General features: G+C 64.0%; 14 protein-coding genes. 9 read left to right on the top strand and 5 right to left on the bottom strand.

Features of this window, described 5'->3' with window-relative positions:
* The first annotated feature begins 83 nt into the window (after nucleotides 1–83).
* The 4 genes from K1177_RS11255 to K1177_RS11240 all read left to right on the top strand — a co-directional run bounded on the left by K1177_RS11255 (nucleotide 84) and on the right by K1177_RS11240 (nucleotide 9,683).
* Nucleotides 84–1,286 (top strand): efflux RND transporter periplasmic adaptor subunit, encoded by a 1,203-nt coding sequence (locus K1177_RS11255; RefSeq protein WP_224703390.1) that lies wholly within the window; start codon nucleotides 84–86, stop codon nucleotides 1,284–1,286.
* Complete coding sequence (locus K1177_RS11250) at nucleotides 1,283–3,232, top strand: MacB family efflux pump subunit (RefSeq protein WP_224703389.1); 1,950 nt, start codon at nucleotides 1,283–1,285, stop codon at nucleotides 3,230–3,232. Before K1177_RS11255 ends, K1177_RS11250 begins: the two co-directional genes overlap by 4 nt.
* Nucleotides 3,233–3,480: 248 nt before the next feature.
* Nucleotides 3,481–5,361: an autotransporter assembly complex protein TamA gene (locus K1177_RS11245; RefSeq protein WP_224703388.1), complete on the top strand. Its 1,881-nt coding sequence runs from the start codon at nucleotides 3,481–3,483 to the stop codon at nucleotides 5,359–5,361.
* Nucleotides 5,361–9,683: a translocation/assembly module TamB domain-containing protein gene (locus K1177_RS11240; RefSeq protein WP_224703387.1), complete on the top strand. Its 4,323-nt coding sequence runs from the start codon at nucleotides 5,361–5,363 to the stop codon at nucleotides 9,681–9,683. Before K1177_RS11245 ends, K1177_RS11240 begins: the two co-directional genes overlap by 1 nt.
* On the opposite strand, the gene K1177_RS11235 is transcribed toward K1177_RS11240, so the two are convergent.
* Nucleotides 9,680–10,375 carry a DUF1223 domain-containing protein gene (locus K1177_RS11235; RefSeq protein WP_224703386.1) on the bottom strand — a complete coding sequence of 232 codons (696 nt, stop codon included), beginning with the start codon at nucleotides 10,373–10,375 and terminating at the stop codon, nucleotides 9,680–9,682. The two genes, K1177_RS11240 and K1177_RS11235, sit on opposite strands and share 4 nt — an antisense overlap.
* 137 nt (nucleotides 10,376–10,512) lie before the next feature.
* Between K1177_RS11235 and K1177_RS11230 the strand changes: the two genes are divergently transcribed.
* Nucleotides 10,513–11,115: a class I SAM-dependent methyltransferase gene (locus K1177_RS11230; protein WP_224703385.1), complete on the top strand. Its 603-nt coding sequence runs from the start codon at nucleotides 10,513–10,515 to the stop codon at nucleotides 11,113–11,115.
* A gap of 52 nt (nucleotides 11,116–11,167) precedes the next feature.
* Here the strand turns inward: K1177_RS11230 and K1177_RS11225 are convergent, their stop codons facing one another.
* The 4 genes from K1177_RS11225 to K1177_RS11210 are packed head-to-tail and all read right to left on the bottom strand — an operon-like array spanning nucleotide 11,168 to nucleotide 16,929.
* Nucleotides 11,168–13,015 (bottom strand): extracellular solute-binding protein, encoded by a 1,848-nt coding sequence (locus K1177_RS11225; protein ID WP_224703384.1) that lies wholly within the window; start codon nucleotides 13,013–13,015, stop codon nucleotides 11,168–11,170.
* 46 nt (nucleotides 13,016–13,061) lie between these two features.
* Nucleotides 13,062–14,705: an ABC transporter ATP-binding protein gene (locus K1177_RS11220; RefSeq protein ID WP_224703383.1), complete on the bottom strand. Its 1,644-nt coding sequence runs from the start codon at nucleotides 14,703–14,705 to the stop codon at nucleotides 13,062–13,064.
* Nucleotides 14,702–15,838 (bottom strand): ABC transporter permease, encoded by a 1,137-nt coding sequence (locus tag K1177_RS11215; protein ID WP_224703382.1) that lies wholly within the window; start codon nucleotides 15,836–15,838, stop codon nucleotides 14,702–14,704. The genes K1177_RS11220 and K1177_RS11215 overlap by 4 nt, the downstream gene beginning before the upstream one ends.
* Nucleotides 15,835–16,929, bottom strand: a complete 1,095-nt coding sequence (locus K1177_RS11210; protein ID WP_224703381.1) for a microcin C ABC transporter permease YejB — start codon at nucleotides 16,927–16,929, stop codon at nucleotides 15,835–15,837. Before K1177_RS11210 ends, K1177_RS11215 begins: the two co-directional genes overlap by 4 nt.
* A 230-nt stretch (nucleotides 16,930–17,159) precedes the next feature.
* Between K1177_RS11210 and K1177_RS11205 the strand changes: the two genes are divergently transcribed.
* The 4 genes from K1177_RS11205 to K1177_RS11190 all read left to right on the top strand — a co-directional run bounded on the left by K1177_RS11205 (nucleotide 17,160) and on the right by K1177_RS11190 (nucleotide 20,105).
* A complete protein-coding gene (locus K1177_RS11205) occupies nucleotides 17,160–17,393 on the top strand; it encodes a hypothetical protein (protein WP_224703380.1) in 234 nt (77 codons plus the stop codon).
* A gap of 120 nt (nucleotides 17,394–17,513) precedes the next feature.
* Entirely contained in the window at nucleotides 17,514–18,116 is a 603-nt protein-coding gene (locus K1177_RS11200) for an AprI/Inh family metalloprotease inhibitor (RefSeq protein ID WP_224703379.1), read from the top strand.
* Between the two features lie 177 nt (nucleotides 18,117–18,293).
* Entirely contained in the window at nucleotides 18,294–19,427 is a 1,134-nt protein-coding gene (zapE, locus tag K1177_RS11195; RefSeq protein WP_224703378.1) for a cell division protein ZapE, read from the top strand.
* The gene (locus K1177_RS11190) at nucleotides 19,428–20,105 is read left to right on the top strand and encodes a hypothetical protein (protein ID WP_224703377.1); all 678 of its coding nucleotides are present in this window, start codon (nucleotides 19,428–19,430) and stop codon (nucleotides 20,103–20,105) included.
* Nucleotides 20,106–20,226 lie beyond the last annotated feature (121 nt).

The following is a 20,226-nucleotide window of genomic DNA, read 5'->3' as shown; positions in this document are numbered from 1 at the left end:
TAACGTGATTACCAAGTGATCACGTGATCGGTTCCGGCCAGGCCATTATATTGGCATGAAACGCAATTTGTGGATGGCATGGCTTGAGACGCGTCCTGAAGTGGCTGGTGATTCTGATCGTGCTGGGTGGCGCCGCCGGTGCAGCCTGGTGGTATTTCCTGGCTGAGCCGCAGGCCGCGACTGCGCCGACGACCGTGGCCGTAAAGCGCGGCAATATCGAAAAGACAGTGCTGGCCTCGGGCGTACTGGAGGCCAACTCACTCGTCAGCGTGGGCGCGGAAGTATCCGGCCGCATCGAAGCGCTGCATGTCTCGCTGGGGCAGTCGATCAAGAAGGGTGATCTGATCGCCGAGATCGACAGCCTCGACCAGGAGAATGCTGTCAAAACGGCGCAGGCGGTGCTGGCCGGTATCAAGGCACAAAAGCGCAGCCAGGAAGCGACGCTGGTCAAGGCCACTGCGGCCCTGGAGCGCAACAAGCAACTCAATGCCAATAGCCTTGTCTCACAGACCGACCTGGACACGGCACAGGCAGCGGTTGATTCAGCGGCGGCGCAGATCGACCAGCTCGATGCGCAGGTGGCGCAGGCCGAACTCAGTGTGGAATCGGCGGAGCTGAACCTGGCACGGACCAAGATCGTGGCGCCCAGCGACGGTACGGTGGTGGCGCTGCTGGTGGAGCAGGGACAGACCGTCAACGCCAACTCGACCATTCCGACCATCGTCAAGATCGCCGATCTCGACACCATGGTGATCAAGGCCGAAATCTCGGAGGCCGATGTGGTGCGCGTGGCAGCCGGGCAGCGGGTCTATTTCACCATCCTGGGGGAACCGGACGTGCAGATCGATGCCAAGCTGCGCGAGGTGGAGCCTGCGCCAACCTCGATCAATTCGGACAGCAGCAGCACGGATACGGCCGTGTACTACAACGGGTTGTTCGACGTGCCCAACCCGGACCACAAGCTGCGCATCTCGATGACTGCGCAGGTGACCATTGTGCTGGATGAGGCGCATGATGTGCTGACGCTGAGCTCGGCGCTGGTGACGCAGAAGAACCCCCGGGGCGAAACCATGGTGATGGTTTATGACCCGGCAACGCAGACCACGACGCCACGCAGGATCGAGGTGGGCCTGAACAACAATGTGATGGCCGAGATTACCAGTGGGCTGAACGAAGGCGACGAGGTTGTGTCGGGCGGCGGGGCGCGGGGCGCGGGCAATCGGGCCGGCGGCGCTGGCGGCAGCCGATTTGGCGGCGCAGGCGGGTTTATCGGCGGGCGGCCGTGAGCACGCCATTGATCTCGGTCCGCGGGCTGACGCGCAGGTTCCAGACGGGCGCGGAAGCGGTGACGGTGCTCGACAATGTCGATCTCGACATTGCCCAGGGCGAGCTGGTGGCGATCATCGGCCAGTCGGGTTCGGGCAAGTCGACGCTGATGAACATCCTGGGGTGCCTGGACCGGCCCACCAGCGGCACGTTCACCTTTGCCGGGCGCGATGTGAGCAAGCTGGCGCCCGATGCGCTGGCCGAGCTGCGGCGCGAGCATTTCGGCTTCATCTTCCAGCGATATCAGCTGCTGGCCGATCTGGACGCTGTCGAAAATGTGGAGATGCCGGCGATCTATGCGGGCATCGCGGGGGCGACACGCCGCAAGCGGGCAACGGCGCTGCTCACCCGGCTGGGGCTGGGCGAGCGGCTGACGCATCGGCCCAATGCGCTGTCGGGCGGCCAGCAACAGCGTGTCAGCGTGGCGCGCGCGCTGATGAACGGCGGCGAGGTGATCCTGGCCGACGAGCCGACCGGCGCGCTCGACAGCAAGAGCGGCAAGGAACTGCTGGCGCTGCTGGGTGAGTTGCACCGGGACGGGCACACCATCATCATCGTGACACATGACCCGGCCATTGCCGCGCAGGCCGAGCGGGTGATCGAGATTTCCGATGGCAGAATCATCGCCGACCGCCGCACCGGCGAGGCGCCTGTGGTCGCGCGACCCAAGGAGAGCATCCGCCGCATCGCGCGCTGGCGTGAGGGCATCGACCGCGGCACGGAAGCGCTCCGCATGGCCGTGCGCGCCATGGTGGCGCACAAGTTGCGTACGTTCCTGACCATGCTGGGCATCATCATCGGCATCGCTTCGGTGGTGAGCGTAGTGGCGCTGGGGCAAGGCAGCCAGCAGACCGTGCTGGCCAATATCGCCTCGATCGGTACCAACACGATCAATGTCTATCCCGGATCGGGGTTTGGCGATCGGCGCTCAAACCGCATCCAGACGCTGGTGCCCAGCGACGCGGCGGCGCTCGCGCAACAGCCCTATACCAATAGCGTCTCGCCGCAGGTGTCGACCAATGCGACGGTGCTCTTTCGCAATACCTCGTCCAATGCCACGGTCACCGGGGTGGGCGAGGGTTATTTCCAGGTCAATGGCCGCACTTTCGCAGCCGGCACGGGGTTCACTGCCCAGAGCATCAACCAGCGGACGCAGGATGCGGTGATCGACGGCAATGCGCGGGACGCCTTTTTCGTCAATGGCGAAGACCCCGTTGGACAGGTGATCCTGCTCGGCAAGGTGCCGGTCCGGGTGATCGGTGTCGTGGACACGGTCAGCGGATTCGGCCCGGGCGGCAATTCGGCCAATGTCTATGTGCCCTATACCACCGCCATGGACCGTATCCTGGGCCGATCCTATCTCAGCTCGATTTCGGTGCGGGTCAGCGACGATTATGACATGGCGCAGGCCGAGAGCGAGATCACCGAACTGGTAACGCGGCTGCATGGCGGCAAGAGCGACTTTTTCCTGCAGAACACCGCCACTATCCGCGACACCATCGAATCGACCTCGGCGACGCTGACGCTGCTGATTTCGACCATTGCCGTCATCTCGCTGGTAGTGGGCGGCATCGGGGTGATGAACATCATGCTGGTCAGCGTCTCCGAGCGCACCAAGGAGATCGGCATTCGCATGGCGGTGGGCGCCCGGCGCGGCGACATCCTGCGGCAATTCCTCATCGAGGCGGTGCTGGTGTGCTTCATCGGCGGCGCTGCCGGCGTGGGGTTGAGTTTTGGGCTGGGTGCCCTGCTGACCACCATGGTGCCGGGGGCCGTGCTGGCCTATTCGACGGAATCGATCATGCTGGCGATCCTGTCGGCCAGCGTGATCGGCGTGGTGTTCGGCTTCATGCCGGCCCGCTCGGCAGCGCGGCTCGACCCGGTAGAGGCACTGGCCCGCGAATAGTGGCTGGGCCAGTGTCGGGCTGTTGCCGGACGATCACAATTTCCCATTGCCGGAGCCAGCTTGCTTGTGTGGCAGGGCGCAAAGCCGGTACAGTAACGCCATCTCCCGTCTGCCCGGCAGGTGGGCGCACTGTTAATGGTCTGTTGCGACCAAGGGGCTAAATTGGCTTCAGCCTTTGTCTGGTTGAAGCGTAACGGGCGGGAATTGGTCCACTGCATATAGCGCGTCTGGTCACGAGTATTTGCGCGGTGTGCGTTGCGACAGCCGGATTCGGCCTGGGCGCGGCACCGGCCAGTGCGTTCGAAATTTTCGGCATCAGACTGTTCGAGGACGCCAATGCGGTCGATCCCGATGCCGTCATCGCCGACCCGCAGCCCTATAGTGTCGTTGTGACGGTCAATGCCGACAGCGCGCTCGAGAGCGTTGTGCGCAATGCCTCGGCGCTGGTGGCCGATGCGGGCGAACCGGCTTCGGGCGCAGCGGGCCTATTGGCCAAGGCGCGGGGTGACTACCGCCGCATCGTGGCTGCGCTCTACAATGAAGGCTATTACGGCGGCACGGTGAGCATCCGCGTGGGCGGGCAGGAGGCAGCCAAGCTGGCGCCGGACGTCAACCTGCCCGATCCGGTGGACGTGGCGCTGGTGGTGGACCCCGGTCCCCTGTTCCGCTTCAACAGCGTCAACATCATCAATCAGGCGCAGCCGACCAGTGACCCCTGGGATCAGGTGCCCCAGCCGATGACGGAAGGGTTTGGCACTGGCCAGATCGCGCGCTCAAGCGTCATCCTGAGGGCGGAAACGCTGGCGCTCGAGGCCTGGCGGCAGCAAGGCTATCCCAAGGCGGAAATCGCCACGCGCGATGTGGTGGCCGACCATCAGAGCACCACGGTCGATGTGACCATCACCGTTCAACCCGGCCCCAAGGCCGCCTTTGGCGACGTCACCGTGACCGGCACCGAACGCATGGACCCCGCGTTCGTGCGGCGGCAGACGGGCCTTGCTGTGGGCGAGGAATACGACCCGGATGCCCTGGTGCGGGCGCAGAAGCGGCTGGACCGGCTCGAAGTGTTCCGGGCGGCGCGGCTGGAAGCTGCCGACAAGGTGGGCGCAGACGGACTGCTGCCCTATACGCTGATCGTGCAGGAGCTACCCGGCGCGCGCTTCGGCTTTGGCGCCACCTATGCCTCTATCGACGGCCTGGGGCTGGAAGCCTATCATTTGTGGCGAAACCTGTTTGGCCAGGCCGAGCGGCTGCGGCTCGATGCGCGGGTGGCGAGCATTGCCTTCCCCATAGAGACGGACAAGTTCGACTATATGTTCGGCGGTACGTTCACCAAGCCGGGACTGCTGACACCGGACACCGATCTGGTGGCGGCAATTTCGGCGGAACGCACGGTCTATCCGAAATATACCGAGACGTCGGCCAGCGGAAAGCTGGGGCTCAGTCACTTCCTCTCTGACCAGATCACCGTCTCGGGTGGTCTGCAGTTCGAGCGCAACCGGTTCGACGACAGCTTCGGTACGCGCGATTTCGCGACGGCCGGGCTCTACAGCGAAGGCACGTTCGATTTCCGCAACGACAGCGTTGATGCGACGTCCGGGTTCTATGTTCAGGGCACGCTCGATCCGTTCTACGAGTTCCGCTACGGCAATGCCGGTGCGCGGGCGACGCTGGAAGCGCGCACCTATTTCGGCTTTGGCGACAATGACGCCTATGTGCTGGCGGGCCGGCTTAAGGCTGGCGTACTGCTCGGACCAAGCCTGGCGGAAATCCCGCCCGACAAGCTGTTCTTTGCCGGCGGCGGCGGCTCCGTGCGCGGCTATGGTTTCAAATCGATCGGCGTCGACAATGGCACCGGTACTGTGACGGGCGGCCGCTATTTGCTGGAAGGTTCGCTGGAAGCGCGGGCCAAGGTGACAGATACAATTGGCGTTGTCGGCTTTGTCGATGGCGGCTATGTGGCGGCCGATGTGTTCCCGGGCCTGTCGGACCTGCGCATTGGCGCGGGTGCCGGTGTGCGCTACTACACGGGCCTGGGGCCGCTGCGCCTCGACGTCGCCGTGCCACTCAACAAGAAGGCCGGTGACTCCGACTATGCGGTCTATGTCGGCATCGGGCAGGCGTTCTGATGCGGCGGTTGTGGCTTGTCTTGCTGGTGATCGTTGGCCTGGGTGCGCCGGCGGCGTTGTTTGCCCAGGACGTGCTGAGCATGAACGAGGATCAGCAGAAGGACTGGCTGACCAGCTTCGTGCAGGATCGTCTGTCCACGCCGGAGCGGCAGATCCGCATTTCCAATATCGATGGCGCGCTGGGATCGGACGTGTCGGTGCGCGAGATCACCATCTCGGACGAGCAGGGCGTCTGGCTGCGCGTGACCAATGCGCGGCTGAACTGGAACCAGGCGGCGCTGTTCACCGGTCGGCTTGACGTGCGGTCGCTGACTGCGGACTCCATCGAGTATCTGCGCAATGCGGTGCCCAGCGATGCTGTGGACCTGCCGCCGGCCGAAGCGGGCAGCTTCAGCGTGCCGGAGTTCCCGGTGGCCATTGTCCTGCAGCAGCTGAGCGTGCCGAAGGTGACGTTTGGCGAGAGCGTGTTCGGCCTGGGTTCGGAGATCTCAGTCGAGGGAGCATTTGCGCTTGAGGGCGGCAATCTCGACACCAAGGTCGATGTGGTCCGGCTCGATGGCCCGGGCGGCAATCTTGACCTGGATCTGGCCTATACGCGCGCCGACAATAGCGTCGACATCGCGCTATCGCTGGTGGAGCCGGAAAACGGCGTGCTGGCCAATTTGCTGAGCATCGAGAACAAGCCGGCGGTGACGCTGAACCTGACGGGCAAGGGTCCGGTGGCGGATCTGCAGACCACGCTGGAGCTCAAGGCCAATGGGCAGACCGCCTTGAGCGGCGCGGCTACAGTGCAGCAACAGGCCGACGGTTTCGCCGTATCGGCCGATCTGCACGGCCCACTGTCGACGCTTGTGGCGATGCCTTACCGGCCCTTCTTCGGTGAAGAGACGGCCCTGAGCGCCAATGCTCTGGTGCGCTCGGCCGGCGGGCTCGATATCAGCAGCCTGCGCCTGAGCGGCGGGCAGCTGTCGCTGCAGGCCTCGGCGCAGACCACGGCAGACAATTTCCTGCGCCAGCTGTCGCTGACAGCTCGCGTGGCCGATCCGGCGGGCGATCCAGTGGTGTTGCCGGTTGCTGGCGGCGCTACGCGGGTCGATGCGGCCGTGATCAATGTCAATTTCGGCGGGACGGCGGACGTTGGTCCGCAGGACTGGACCAGCGATCTGACGGTGAGCGGTTTCACGCAGCCGGGCTTCGCGGCCGAGAATCTGAGCTTCAAGGCCGGTGGGGTGGCCAGTGCACTCGACGATCCCGCGGCACGCATGGTGACGTTCAACGGCGACGGTACGCTGACTGGCATCGCGGCTAGCGACGCCATCGAAGCGGCGCTGGGGCAAAGCATCGGAATCGGGCTGGCTGGCCTATACGAGGCCGGCAAGCCGGTGCAATTGGCGCAATTGCGCGTGGTGGGCGGCGTGCTGACGGCGGCGCTGTCCGGCCAGCTCGATGGACTGGACTTTTCCGGGGATGTCGGCATCGAGACCTCGAGCATTGCCCCGTTTTCGGGACTGGCCGACCGGACGCTTGGCGGCGGACTGTCGCTGAAAGCCTCAGGTACGATTGCGCCGCTGACCGGCGGGTTCAACCTGACGCTGGATGGCACGGGGACCAACCTGACGATCGACGACGCCATTGCCGACGGCCTGCTGCAGGGCACGGTGAAGCTGAGCGGACGTGTGGCGCGCGACGAAACCGGCATCACGGCCGAGCAGTTCCGCATCGGCAATGACCAGCTGCAGGTGCTGGCAGACGGCACCTATTCCAATGCATTGGCCGATTTTGGCTTCACTCTGGATCTGAGCGACCTGGCGCTGCTGTCCCAACAGGCGCAGGGCGCCTTGGCCGTGGTGGGCACTGCCAAGGGACAGGATGGGCTGATCGATCTCAATCTCGACGCCAAGGTTGCCCAGGGTGCGCTCGCCGGGCGCGCACTGCGTGATGGTGCGCTGGGTTTTGCCGGGCAGTACAGCGACGCCGGGCTCGTGGGCAAGATTGATGGTGCGGCGGGCCTTGATGGGCACCGTACGAGTCTGGTTGCCGATGTCGCCGTGACACCGGCCGAGCAGACGTTGAGCAATATCGACTTCCAGGCCGCAGGGACGCAGATCAGTGGCGGGCTGGCGCGCGTGTCTCTGACCGGGCTGATCAATGGCGGGCTGACGATTGTGTCGCCGGATGTGTCGGTGGCGGCAGCGCTGGCGCTGGTCGACGCCGAGGGCGCGGTCAATGCCGACCTTCGGCTGGCGCCCGATGGCGAAAAGCAGAGTGCCACGATCCGCGCCGATGTGAGCGGTCTCAAGGTCAACGATATTGCCGTGGCCTCGGCTGATGTATCGGCCAGCATCGGCGATCTGTTCGGCGTGCCGATGGTGGACGGCGCGATCAATGCGCGCGGCGTGGCCGCGGCAGGGCTGGACATCGACACGTTGGCGGCCAAGGCCAGCCAGAGCGGTGACACAACGCGCTTTGATGCGCAGGCGGCGCTTGCGACCGGGACCAATGTGGATGTGGCCGGCGCGCTGACACCAACCCAGGATGGCTACCGACTGGCCCTGGACAGGGCGGCACTGCAACAAGGCCAGCTGGCGGCGCGGCTGGCGCAGCCGACAGTGGTGCAAGTCGCCGGATCGAGCGTGTCGCTGGATGCCGTGCGGTTCAACGTGGGCTCGGGTTCGATCACCGCCAGCGGGTCGGCTGGTGAACGGCTCAACATCGCGCTCGACGTGACGGCCCTGCCGCTGTCGATCGCCAATACGATCCTGCCGGAACTGGGGCTGGCGGGCACGCTCAACGCCCAGGCGCAGGTGACGGGGACGGGCAGCAATCCCCAGGTTCAGTTTTCGGCGCGGGCGGACGGTATCGGCGCTGCCGCGATCAATGGCTTTGGCATCACGCCGCTGAGCCTGTCTGCCAATGGCAGCTATGCCAACAACAGTGTGACGCTGGCCTCGCTGACTGCACAGGGCCAGGGTGGTCTGTCGGTGACCGGCTCGGGCACGGTGCCGCTGAGTGGTGGCGGCCTCAACGTGGCGCTGCGCGGTTCGGCGCCGCTGGCGCTGGGCAATCGTTTCGTGGCCGATCGTGGTGGCCAGTTGAGCGGGGTGGTCAATATCGAGGCGCAGGTCAGCGGCTCGCTGGCGGCACCGCAATATGGTGGGCGCGTCACCACAAACGGCGCCGGCTATGTCGACCCTGAGCTCAACCTGCGACTGGTCGGCATTGCTGCATCGGCGCGCCTTGACGGGCAGAGCCTGCGTATCGATAGCATCAGCGCCAATCTGGCGTCCGGCGGATCGGTGTCCGGCTCGGGCACGGTGGGACTGACGGGCGGCTTCCCGGCTGATGTGCGCGTCGGGCTCAATTCGGCCCGCTATGCTGACGGCAATCTGTTCGTGGCGACGGTGTCGGGCGATCTGGCGCTGACCGGCAATCTGGCGGGTTCGCCGCTGCTGTCGGGCGCCGTGCGGGTGGAAAAGGCCGATATCACGGTGCCGGAGAATTTCGGCGGCGGCGCAACACTGATCGATGTGGACCATGTGGCCGCACCCAGGGCGGTTGAGCAGACGCTGCAGCGGGCGCGGATCGATGACCGTACCGGTGCACCCATTCCGCAGACCCGACCCAAGGGCGTGGTGCTCGACATCACGGTCAGTGCGCCCAACCAGATCTTTATTCGCGGGCGCGGACTGGATGCCGAAGTGGGCGGATCGGTGCGCATCACTGGACCGATTGGCGATATCCAGCCCGTGGGCGCCTTCTCGCTCAATCGCGGACGTCTCTCGATCCTGGGCCAGCGGGTGACTTTTGAATCCGGAACGGTGACGCTGGTGGGCGATCTCGATCCGGTGCTCAACCTGGTGGCGCGGACGCAGGGCGAGGGCATCACCGTGTTCGTGACGGTGTCGGGCCGCGCCTCCAATATCGATGTGAGCTTCTCCTCAAGTCCCATGTTGCCGCAGGACGAAGTGTTGAGCCGGCTGATCTTCAAGCGCTCGATGGGCGAACTGTCGCCGCTGCAACTGGCCAAGCTGGCCGGGGCTGCGGCGGAGCTTGTGGGCGGCGGCGGCAATGGACTGGTGGACAGCCTGCGCGGCGCAGCTGGCCTCGCCGACCTCGACGTGGTGACCGACGACAAGGGCAATGTCGCCGTGCAGGCGGGCACGTATTTGCAGGACAATGTCTATCTTGGCGTGCAGGCCGGCGCCGGTGGGCAGAGCAAGGTGACGATCAACCTCGACGTCACCGACGACCTCAAGGTCACTGGCGCAGCCAATCAGAACGGCAACACCAGCCTGGGCGTGTTCTACGAGCGCGACTACTAGTCGGTCACGGCGGCGAGGATGGGGCCGCCGTTCATCTGTTGCACCAGAATGGCAGTGTGCAGGCCGTCAACCGCCGGCGTCAGGACTGTTTGCAGGGGCTGGCCGGTCCAGACTCCGACGTGTTCGAGCGTGTGGACCACATGGGTATGCGCGAGTGTGCGCCCGGCGTTCTCGCCGCGGGGTATTTCGACTTCGACGGTGTGGGGATCATAGCTGACACGCCAAATGTCGGCGCCATCGGCTGGGGCGTCGCCACCACCCAGGGCAAGGCTTTGGCCATCGAGCGAAAGGTCCGGACCGGCCAGGGGCGCTGTCTCGGCAATCAGCGTGTCGACCTCGGCGATACGGTTGCCAATAGCGGTGCTGGCACCATTGACGACCATCTGCGGCGTATAGGGCCCAAACTGGTCTAGCGCTGGTTCATAGACAACCTGGCGATCGGTGAATTCGGGCTTGCTGAAGGTATCTTTCCAGCCCAGCCGATCCCAATAGGTCACGGCATAGCTCAGGGTCAGCACGCCGGGACGCTGGCTGAGCGTGATCAAATTGGCATTGGCCGGCGGGCAGGACGAGCACCCCTGGCTGGTGAAGAGTTCGACCACCGTGACGGGGCGGGAGTCAGCCTGGGCGGACGGGACGGCGGCAAGGGTGGCGAGCAACATGGCAAGCGAAGCGGGCAGATGGTGCGACATGGCTTGGTCTCCATGAGGGTGGGTACTGGCTCATTCGACAGCGGGTCGCAAAAGGTTACGATCTAGACGCTGACGTGATGGCGAAGCGTGCGGCACGCGCGCTATGATCGGTGTTCCGCACGAGCAATGGGCAGGACATGAGCTTCTGGGACACGCGCTACAGTCAGGACGGCTATATCTTCGGGGAGGCGCCGAACCGGTTCGTCGCGGCCAATGCGGACCGGCTCAGGGGCTATCGCAATGCGCTGGCAGTGGCCGATGGCGAGGGGCGCAATGGCGTTTTCCTGGCCGAGCAGGGGCTGGACGTCTTGTCGATTGATGCATCGCCCGTGGGATTGGCCAAGGCGGAGAAGCTGGCCCGCAACCGGGGCGTGTCGCTCACCACGCAATGCGGCGATATTGGCGCCTACGATTGGCCCGAGGCGGCCTTTGACGTGGTGGCGGCGATCTTCATCCAGTTCGCGCCGCCTGCCATGCGCGATGCGATGTTCGCGGGCATGGTGCAGACGCTCAAGCCGGGCGGGATCTTGCTCCTCGAGGGTTACCGGCCCGAGCAACTTGGCTATGGGACCGGCGGGCCGTCGCAGCTGGAAAATCTCTACACCGAAGAGCTGCTGCGGGATCGCTTTGCCGCGCTCGAGATCATCAGCCTTGAAAGCTATGACGCTGAATTGAGTGAAGGGACTGCCCATGCCGGGCCGTCGGCGCTGATCGACCTGGTGGCGCGCAAGCCCGAATAGGGCCGGCCACACCCAATGGCCATGAGAGCGCTGCCCTCATGGCCGTCTGGCCCTACTGCGCTCCGCCGGTCCTGGCGGCCTTTTCGGCGTCATACCACCAGATGGTGGGGAAGCCCGAGGAGAATTCCGGCAGGGTTTCGGGGTGGCTGAAGCGATCCCAGCGGGCGGCACGCGTATTGCGCAGGGTATAGCTGGGCACCAGATAGTGATGGTGCAGCAACACGCGATCGAGCGCCTTGACCGCGGCTTCCTGGGTGGGACGGTCCTTGGCGGCGATGAGCTGTTCGATCAGGGCGTCGACGCCCTTGTCGGCGATGCCGGCGTAGTTCTGCGCGCCTTCCTTGTCGACGTTTTCGGAACCGAAGAAATAGCGCTGCTCATTGCCCGGCGAGAAGGACTGGCTCCAGCCGGTGTAGATGACGTCATAGTCAAAGCTGCGGACGCGGTTGATATACTGCGGGCTATCGACCGAGCGGACCTTGGCCTCGACGCCGATGAGGGCCAGATTGGCCACCAGATTGGCGGCCACCGGCTCGATGGTGGGGCCATTGAGCAGGATCTCAAAGCTGAGCTGGGTGCCGCTGGCATCGACCAGGCGCGTGCCGTCGAGCTTGTAGCCAGCCTCGGTCAGCAGGGTCAGCGCGGTGCGCAGGTTTTCGCGCAGCTTGGTGGAATCGCCACCTACGGGATTGGTATAGGGCTCGGTAAAGACCGAGGGCGGCACCAGATCCTTGACCGAATTGAGGATGTCGAGCTCCTGGCCCTCGGGCAGGCCGGAGGAGCGGAAGGGCAGGCCGAAGAAGTAGCTGTCGATGCGGTCATACTGGCCGAAGAACAGCGTGTTGCTCAGCTCCTCAAAATTGAAGGCATAGTTGAGGGCTTCGCGCACGCGCTCGTCCTTGAACTTGTCGCGCCGCATGTTGGGGACGAAGGCGACCATCACGCCGTTGCCGGCATAGTCCTGGGGGAAAAGCTCCTTGATGACGCGGCCATCGGCGACGGCAGGGAAATCATAGGCGGTGGCCCAGCGGCGCGCCTGGTTTTCGGTCCACCAGTCAAACTGGTCGCCTTTGAAGGCCTCGAACTGCACGGTCAGATCGAGGAAGTATTCGATGCGATATTCGTCGAAATTGTCAGTGCCGACCTGGGTGGGCTGGCTGGCCCCCCAATAGTCGGCGCGGCGCTTGTAGGTGATGGTGCGACCAGCGTCGAAGCTGGCCAGCTCATAGGCGCCCGAGCCCATGGGCTTTTCGAGCGTCGACTGGCCGATGTTGCGCTTGGCGCCCTTGGCATCGGTGCCCTCCCACCAATGCTTGGGCAACACGGTGAGCTGGCCCAGGATAAGGGGAAGCTCGCGGTTGTCGGTCTTGGAGAAGCTGAAGGTGACTTCGCCGGGCGCGGTGACCTCGGCCTTGGTGATATCAGCGTAGTATTGCGCCGAGTTGGGATTGAGCTCGCGTGACTTGTCGAACGACCAGACGACATCCTCGGCGCTGACGGGTTCGCCATCCTGCCATTTGGCGGCAGGGTCGATGCGGAAGGTGACGGCGCTGTAGTCAGGCGCGATCATCAGGCTCTTGGCGAGAAGTCCGTAATAGGTGTTGTTCTCATCCAGTGAAGGGGTGAGCAGGGTCTCGTAGACCAGACCCAGGCCACCGGCGGCCTCGCCCTTGGGCAGGATGGGGTTGAAGGTATCAAAGCCACCCATGTCGCCTATGCGGACAACGCCCGTCTTGGGGGCGTCCGGATTGACGTAGTCGAAATGGGCAAAGCCCTCGGCATATTTGGGTTCGCCCTGCATGGTGAAGGCGTGGGTCCAGACGCCGGGCTTGGTCTGCGCTAGGGCAGGTGCGGCGAGACCGAGCAGGAGGCCAAGGGCGAGGAGGGGGGCGAATTTCATCGGGCGGCTCCGGGCAGGCGCGAGTTTGAGATGAGACTAGGGGCAATCATGACGGTGCAACAGTGGGGGGCTGCTCAACTGTGCGTGGCAACCCGTCGGGCGCCAGCACCGCGACATTGAAAGCGGCGGCCATGAGCGTGCGGGTGTAGTCGGATTGGGGCGCGGAGAAGATGTCTGCGGCCTCGCCCTGTTCGACAATCTTGCCATTGCGCATGACGATGAGGCGATTGGCCAGGGCCCGCACGACCTTGAGATCGTGGCTGATGAACATATAGGTCAGGCCATGGCGGCGCTGCAGCTCCCGCAGCAGATCGACGACCTGGGCCTGGATGGAGACGTCCAGCGCCGAGGTGGGTTCATCGAGCACGACGAATTTGGGTTCGAGCACCATGGCGCGAGCGATGGCGATACGCTGGCGCTGGCCGCCGGAGAATTCGTGCGGATAGCGGTAACGGGACTCTGGCGGCAGGCCCACTTCGCCGAGGGCGGTGACGACGCGGGCGTCGCGTTCTGCAGCGGTGAGATGGGGGCGGTGGACTGCCAGACCCTCGCCGATAATCTGATCCACCGACAGGCGCGGGCTGAGCGAGCCGAAGGGGTCCTGAAAGACGATCTGGAGATCGGCGCGCAGGGCGCGCATGGCCTTCCAGGAGCGCTGTTGCAGGGCATTGCCCAGAACGACAATGGTGCCGGTCGATGGCACGAGGCGCAACAGGGCATAGCCAAGGGTGGATTTTCCGGAGCCGGATTCGCCGACTACGCCCAGTGTTTCGCCTTGGCGGATGGTGAGGTCGACACCATCGACGGCGCGGATATGGCCGGTGGTGCGGCGCAGGATGCCGCGTTTGATGGGGAACCACACCTTGAGATCATGCACATCAACGATGGTTGGTGCATCCGGGTTGCTGACTGGCGGGGTGCCCTTGGGTTCGGCGGCCAGAAGATGGCGCGTATAGGCGTGCTGGGGCGTGGCAAAAATGGTGCTGACCGGACCGGTCTCGACGATGTCGCCATTGGTCATGACGCACACGCGGTCGGCAATGGAGCGGACAATACCCAGGTCATGCGTAATGAAGAGCATGGCCATGCCCAGGCGCTGTTGCAGCGACTTGAGCAGGGTGAGGATCTGGGCCTGAACGGTGACATCAAGCGCGGTTGTCGGCTCGTCGGCGACCAGCAGGTCGGGTTCGTTGGCCAGGGCCATTGCGATCATGACGCGCTGGCGCTGCCCGCCCGAGAGCTGATGGGGATAGGCGGCCAGGCGGCTGCGCGGATCAGCGATGCCGACCGCGTCGAGCAGCTCCAGCGTGCGCGCGCGGGCAGCGTTGGGGCGAAGGCCGCGGTGAACCGCGAGAACTTCGCCAATCTGGCGCTCGATGGTGTGCACCGGATTGAGGGAGCTCATAGGCTCCTGGAAGATCATGGAGATGTCATTGCCGCGGACAGCGCGCAGTTCGGCTGGCGGGGCGGTGACGAGGTCCTGGCCCTTGAAGACGATTTCGCCGGTCAGCCGGGCTGACGGTGGCAGTAGGCGCAGGATGGAGAGGGCGGTCACCGACTTGCCCGAGCCGCTTTCCCCTACCAGCGCCAGGGTTTCGCCGGGGGCGATGTCAAAGCAGATATTGCGGGTGGCGGTGTTGGCGCCAAAGGTGATGGAGAGGTCGCGAACCGAGAGCAGGGGGACGGTCATGCGAAGGCCTTGCGCGGATCGAAGGCGTCGCGGACTGCTTCGCCGATGAACACCAGCAGCGTCATGATGATGGCAATGGCGAAAAAGCCGGTGAGGCCGAGCCATGGGGCCTGGAGGTTCTCCTTGCCCTGAAACAGCAGGTCCCCCAGCGAAGGCGTGCCGGCTTCCAAACCCAACCCAAGCAGATCGAGCGAGGTGAGGGTCACAACCGACCCCGACAGGATGAACGGCATGAAGGTGAGCGTGGCGACCATGGCATTGGGCAGAAGGTGGCGCAGCATGATGGTGGCGTTGGAGACGCCCAGCGCACGAGCTGCAGTAATGTACTCAAAATTGCGGCCGCGCAGGAATTCGGCCCGGACAATGCCGACCAGCGATACCCAGGAAAACAGCAGCAATATGCCCAGGAGCACCCAGAAGGTGGGGGCGATGACGCTGGAGATGATCAGGAGCAGGTAAAGCGCGGGAATGGAGGTCCAGATCTCGATGAAGCGCTGGAAGACCAGATCGACCCAGCCGCCGAAATAGCCCTGCACGGCACCAGCGACCAGGCCAACGACCGAGGACAGGATGGTGAGGGTGAAGCCGAACAGGATCGAGATGCGCATGCCATAAAGCAGGCGCGCCAAGACGTCATGCGCCTCGCCGTCCGTGCCCAGCCAGTGGAAATTGCTCCAATTGCAGTTCGGATCGTCGGCCTCAAGCGGATAGCGCGCGCAGGCCTCGTCGCGGCTGAGCAGCCAACTGGGCGGGGTAGCGCCCGAGCCGGGCTGGAGCCCATCGCGGGTGTTGTAGCTGAAATGGATGGGTGGCCAGATGGCCCAGCCATTGTCGGCGATTTCCTTGACCATGAAGTCGCTGGTGTAAATGGGCATGCCCAGGAAGCCGCCGAAACGCGTCTCGGGATAGTCCACGAATGCCGGGAACAGCAGTTCGCCCTTGTAGGACACCACGATGGGGCGATCGTTGGCGATGAGTTCGGATCCCAGGGTCAGAACGAACATGGCCAGGAATAGCCAGAGTGACCACCAGCCGCGACGATTGGCGCGGAAATTATCCCAGCGGCGGCGGTTGAGCGGGCTCAACCAGCCACGGCGCACGGGGGATTGGGCCGGGGCAGCGTGCGCGCTCATACTTCGCGGCTTTCGAAATCGAGCCGCGGATCGACCCACATATAGGCCAGATCCGAAATCAGCGAGACCACAAGGCCGAGCAGGGAAAAGATATAGAGCGTGGCAAAGACCACCGGGTAGTCGCGCGAAGCCACCGAGACAAAGCCCAAAAGGCCAAGGCCATCGAGAGAGAAGATGGTTTCGATCAGCAAAGAGCCGCCGAAGAAGGCGCCGACAAAGGCTGCGGGGAAGCTGGCGATGATCAGCATCATGGCATTGCGGAAAACGTGGCCATAGAGGATCTGGTTTTCCGTCAGGCCCTTGGCGCGGGCGGTCGTGACATATTGCTTGCCGATCTCGTCGATGAACGAATTCTTGGTCAGCAGCGTCGTGGTGGCGAAAGCACCCAGGCCCATGGCGATGATGGGCAGCACCAGATGCCAGAGGTAGTCGAGCACCCAGATGTGGAAGGGGAAGTTTGCCGAGCCGCTGGAATGGAGCCCTCGCAGGGGGAAGATGGACCAGAAGCTGCCGCCGGCGAACAGGATGATGAGCGCGATGGCAATCAGGAAGCCGGGCACGGCATAGCCAACGATGACCAGGGTTGAGGTCCAGACGTCAAAGCGCGAGCCATCACTGATGGCCTTGCGAATGCCCAGCGGAATGGAAATGCCATAGGACAGCAGTGTCATCCAGAGCCCCAAGGAGATCGAGACGGGCAGCTTTTCCTTGATGAGATCGATGACCGAGATGTCGCGATAATAGCTGTCGCCAAAGTCGAAGCGCAGATAGTTCCACAGCATCATGCCGAACCGCTCGAGCGGGGGCTTGTCGAAGCCAAACTGCTTTTCGATGCGGGCGACCAGTTCGGGCGAGAGACCCTGGCTGCCACGATAGGTCGAGCCGCCCTTCTGGGCCGGTTGGCCAGTGAAATCGCCGGCCTCGCTGCCAGAAAGCTGGGAGGACATGGACACATTCTGCCCCGACAGATTGGCCAGGGCCTGTTCCACGGGGCCCCCGGGGGCAAACTGGGTGATGAGAAATGAGATGGCCATGATGCCGAACACGGTCGGTATCATCAAAAGGAGACGGCGAACGATGTAGGCGCCCATCGGATCTCCAGGAGGACAGGGGTCAGGCAAGCTAAGCGCCGGCCAGGCGTGTCGGGCAAATCACCATGCAGTGAAAGGACCTAGCCGCAATTGCATCATTTTGATGACGGCAATGCAAGCCGGGGGCGCTGGTGAAGCGTTCGGCAAGCGGGCGGGTCCTGATCCCGACAGTTGGGCTTGCCCCGGTCGTCAATCGCCGTCAGGATCTGACAGCAAAGCGGAGCCCTGCCATGAGCTATGAGATTATTGCCACCGTCGACAATCCCAGTACGGCGCGTGTGCTGGTGGCAGCGCTGCGTGCGCACGGCTTCCACCCGCTCGAACAGGGTGAAGGTGGTCTGCCCGGCCTGCCAAACTTGTTCGGACCCGACGGTGTTCCAGTGCAGGTGCCCGAGGACGAGGCAGCCGATGGGCGGCTGCTGGCGGCGGACCTGCTGCGGGAAATGGCGGGTGAAGACCCCTAAAAGCGCCACATTGCTATGGGCTGGGTGGCGGTCTTATCAGGCGGTTGTACCAGTCACATGGTTTGGCTATAAGCCATCAACTTGTTAACAATAGTTAAGCCTTTGGGCAGGAGCGAACTCATGACGATTTGGATGCGCGGATCGTTGTCGGCCGTTGGGATCGTGGGCGTTGCACTGTTGATGGCCGGTTGTGCCTCCACTCAGTCCAATACGGCCGGGCTGAACACGATCGGCGCCCCGGCGCAGTTGCAGCCTGTGCAGAATTCGGTGGTGCAGCAGGGCAGCCTGCCGGCCATCGGTGCGACCGGTACGCCGGCGCCGGGCCTGTCGGGCCAGCCCGTTCTGGGTGGCGTTGCCGCCAACCCCACCATTGCCGGACAGACCACGCAAACTGCAGCCCTGGGGTCGGTGGTATCGCTGGATCCGCTGGCGCAGCCGGGTGCGGTATCGAGCGGGCCGGAAGGCGTGTGGAACGTGGTGGCCGGCGCGCAGCAGTGCCGCCTCAACCTGCCCATGACGGCCAAGACCGGCACGTCCTATTATCGCGCGTCGTCGCCAGGCTGCACCATTCCGGCGCTGGCTTCGGTGTCGGGTTGGCAGCAGGTTGGCAGCCAGCTGCAGCTCTATGATGAGAACGGCAATATTGCCGCCTTCCTCGCCCCCAGCAATGGTCGCTATATCGGCACCATGAGCGGTGGGCAGGCCATCTCGATGGCCCGCTAAGGATCGCCTGGCAAAGCCGGCCGGTCGCGGCCGGCTTTGTCTTGAGTGACTGCGCCTGAGCCCAGTCGACCGGATGGCGAGCCCTTGCCGAGCGGTCGCGCCGTCCATCGTGCCATGATCCTGCCGAGGTCTGGCCCATCGAGAGCGCCCCTGTTGTCTGCGCGTCCCCCCCAAGCCATGCCTGAGCCAACATCTGGCGCCGTCACTGCCGCCTATGCCGATCTGGTGGCGCGTGGTGCGCTGGTGGCGGATCCGGCCCAGCGCGAGGCAGCGCATCTGCTCGATGCTGTGCTGGAGGGGCTGGAAGCCGATAAGCCCAAGGGCCTGCTTGGCAGGCTTTTTGACCGCAAGCCGGAGCCGGTAGCCGGGCTCTACCTCTATGGCGAGGTCGGGCGCGGCAAGACCATGCTGATGGACCTGTTCTTTGCCGCTGCGCCGATCTCGGGCAAACGGCGGGTGCATTTCCATGCCTTCATGGACGAAGTGCATGCCGGCATGGCGGCGTTCCGCAAGAGCAAGAAGGGCAAGGATGCCGACCCGGTCGAGGCGGTGGTCAAGCCCATGGTTGCTTCGGGCCTGCGGCTGCTGTGCCTGGATGAATTCCACGTCCACGACATAACCAATGCCATGTTGCTGGACCGGCTGTTCGACAAGCTGTTCGCGCAGGGGGTGACGCTGGTGGCGACATCCAATGTCGCTCCGGATGACCTTTATCGCGACGGGTTGAACCGGCAACTTTTCCTGCCCTTCATCGCGCGGCTCAAGGCGCATGTCCGGGTGGCTGCGCTGCCGGCGGCGCAGGATTATCGTCGGCTCAAGTTTGCCGGACAGCATGTCTATGCCTTTGGCACGGGGCCAGAGGTGCGGGCGGAGATGGATCGGCTATGGCTGCGTATCACCGGTGGCGTTGCCGGCGAGCCCGGCGTGGTGGAAAGCATCGGACGCAAGATCGCGGTGCCAGCAACGGCCATGGGCGCGGCACGGTTTGACTTTGCCGACCTTTGCGAGAAGCCGCTGGGGTCGCGGGACTTCGTGCACATCGCACAGGTGTTCGATTCCATCATCATCGATGGCGTGCCACAGATGGACAAGACGATGTCGAGCGCGTCCAAGCGCTTCATCCTGCTGATCGACAGCCTATACGACAGGGGTGTCAAGCTGGGTGCCAGCTTCGCGGTGCCGCTTGAGCAGTTGGGTCAGGACGACAAGACCGCTTTCGAGTTCGAGCGGACGCTGTCGCGGCTGGTCGAGATGCAGTCGGAAGATTATCTGGCGCAGGGTCTGCGGGAGGCGCCGACCACGGAGAGCTGAATGGCCAAGCAAGAGCCGCCATTGGACCTGCTGGTGCAGGCGACAACCGCGCCTGACGAGATTGGGCACCCTTTGGTTCTGGGGCGCAGCACGCTGGACAGCGTGCTCGACATCACCAGAATCAAGCGAAAGTCTCTCATCGACCGGGGCGATCCATCACCGGGCTGGCATCTCTATGAGGCCGATCTGGTCTCGTTTCTGTTTGATGCCAACGGTGTCTGGCAAGGCTTCTGGTACGGCATTTCTGCCGATGAGCTGACCTGGCAGGTGCAAGGCGCGGTCAGCACCGAGCAGGGACTGATGAACATCTCCGGGACGGACGGTGTGCGTCAGGAGCCGTTTCCCTATCCGCAGATCACGGCAGGCAAGCTGCCGATCCATCTTGGCGGCAAGGATATCAGGACCTTCGGGACGCTTCCCGATTTCATCAACACAACCCAGTCTGTTACGCCCCGCGCCGGCGACCCCATGTTTCCGCCGCCCATCTCCTGGACCCTCAAAGCGCGGGAAAGGGACAAGTGGATCGCCCTTACCACTGTCCTCCCTCACGCCTACCTGAGCGCGGACTTTCTGCTCAAGGCGATCAAACCTGAGTATCAGAGCCGGTTCGTTGTGGACTATTGCCTCTATTCAATCGGCATCTACACGCAGGCCGCCGCGAGCCGTGCCCTCGATTGATGTCCGCTCTAGGTGATTGATGCCCCCTCGGCATGCCCCCTTCGCCTATCAGCAAGGGCCAAAATGGCTTTACGACGAAGGGTTCACTTGCCCCTGTTGGCCGACAGGGTTAAGACGTGCG

This window comes from Devosia aquimaris (genome assembly GCF_020169335.1).
Taxonomy (GTDB): Bacteria; Pseudomonadota; Alphaproteobacteria; order Rhizobiales; family Devosiaceae; genus Devosia; species Devosia aquimaris.
This window is presented reverse-complemented; position numbering and strand designations above follow the sequence as displayed.

Coding starts and splice junctions, on each gene's coding strand:
- K1177_RS11240 (WP_224703387.1), top strand. CDS start 5,361: ATGCGGCGGTTGTGGCTTGTCTTGCTGGTGATCGTTGGCCTGGGTGCG.
- K1177_RS11200 (WP_224703379.1), top strand. CDS start 17,514: ATGACGATTTGGATGCGCGGATCGTTGTCGGCCGTTGGGATCGTGGGC.
- K1177_RS11190 (WP_224703377.1), top strand. CDS start 19,428: ATGGCCAAGCAAGAGCCGCCATTGGACCTGCTGGTGCAGGCGACAACC.
- K1177_RS11215 (WP_224703382.1), bottom strand. CDS start 15,838: ATGAGCGCGCACGCTGCCCCGGCCCAATCCCCCGTGCGCCGTGGCTGG.
- K1177_RS11235 (WP_224703386.1), bottom strand. CDS start 10,375: ATGTCGCACCATCTGCCCGCTTCGCTTGCCATGTTGCTCGCCACCCTT.
- K1177_RS11205 (WP_224703380.1), top strand. CDS start 17,160: ATGAGCTATGAGATTATTGCCACCGTCGACAATCCCAGTACGGCGCGT.
- K1177_RS11210 (WP_224703381.1), bottom strand. CDS start 16,929: ATGGGCGCCTACATCGTTCGCCGTCTCCTTTTGATGATACCGACCGTG.
- K1177_RS11230 (WP_224703385.1), top strand. CDS start 10,513: ATGAGCTTCTGGGACACGCGCTACAGTCAGGACGGCTATATCTTCGGG.
- K1177_RS11220 (WP_224703383.1), bottom strand. CDS start 14,705: ATGACCGTCCCCCTGCTCTCGGTTCGCGACCTCTCCATCACCTTTGGC.
- K1177_RS11225 (WP_224703384.1), bottom strand. CDS start 13,015: ATGAAATTCGCCCCCCTCCTCGCCCTTGGCCTCCTGCTCGGTCTCGCC.
- zapE (WP_224703378.1), top strand. CDS start 18,294: ATGCCTGAGCCAACATCTGGCGCCGTCACTGCCGCCTATGCCGATCTG.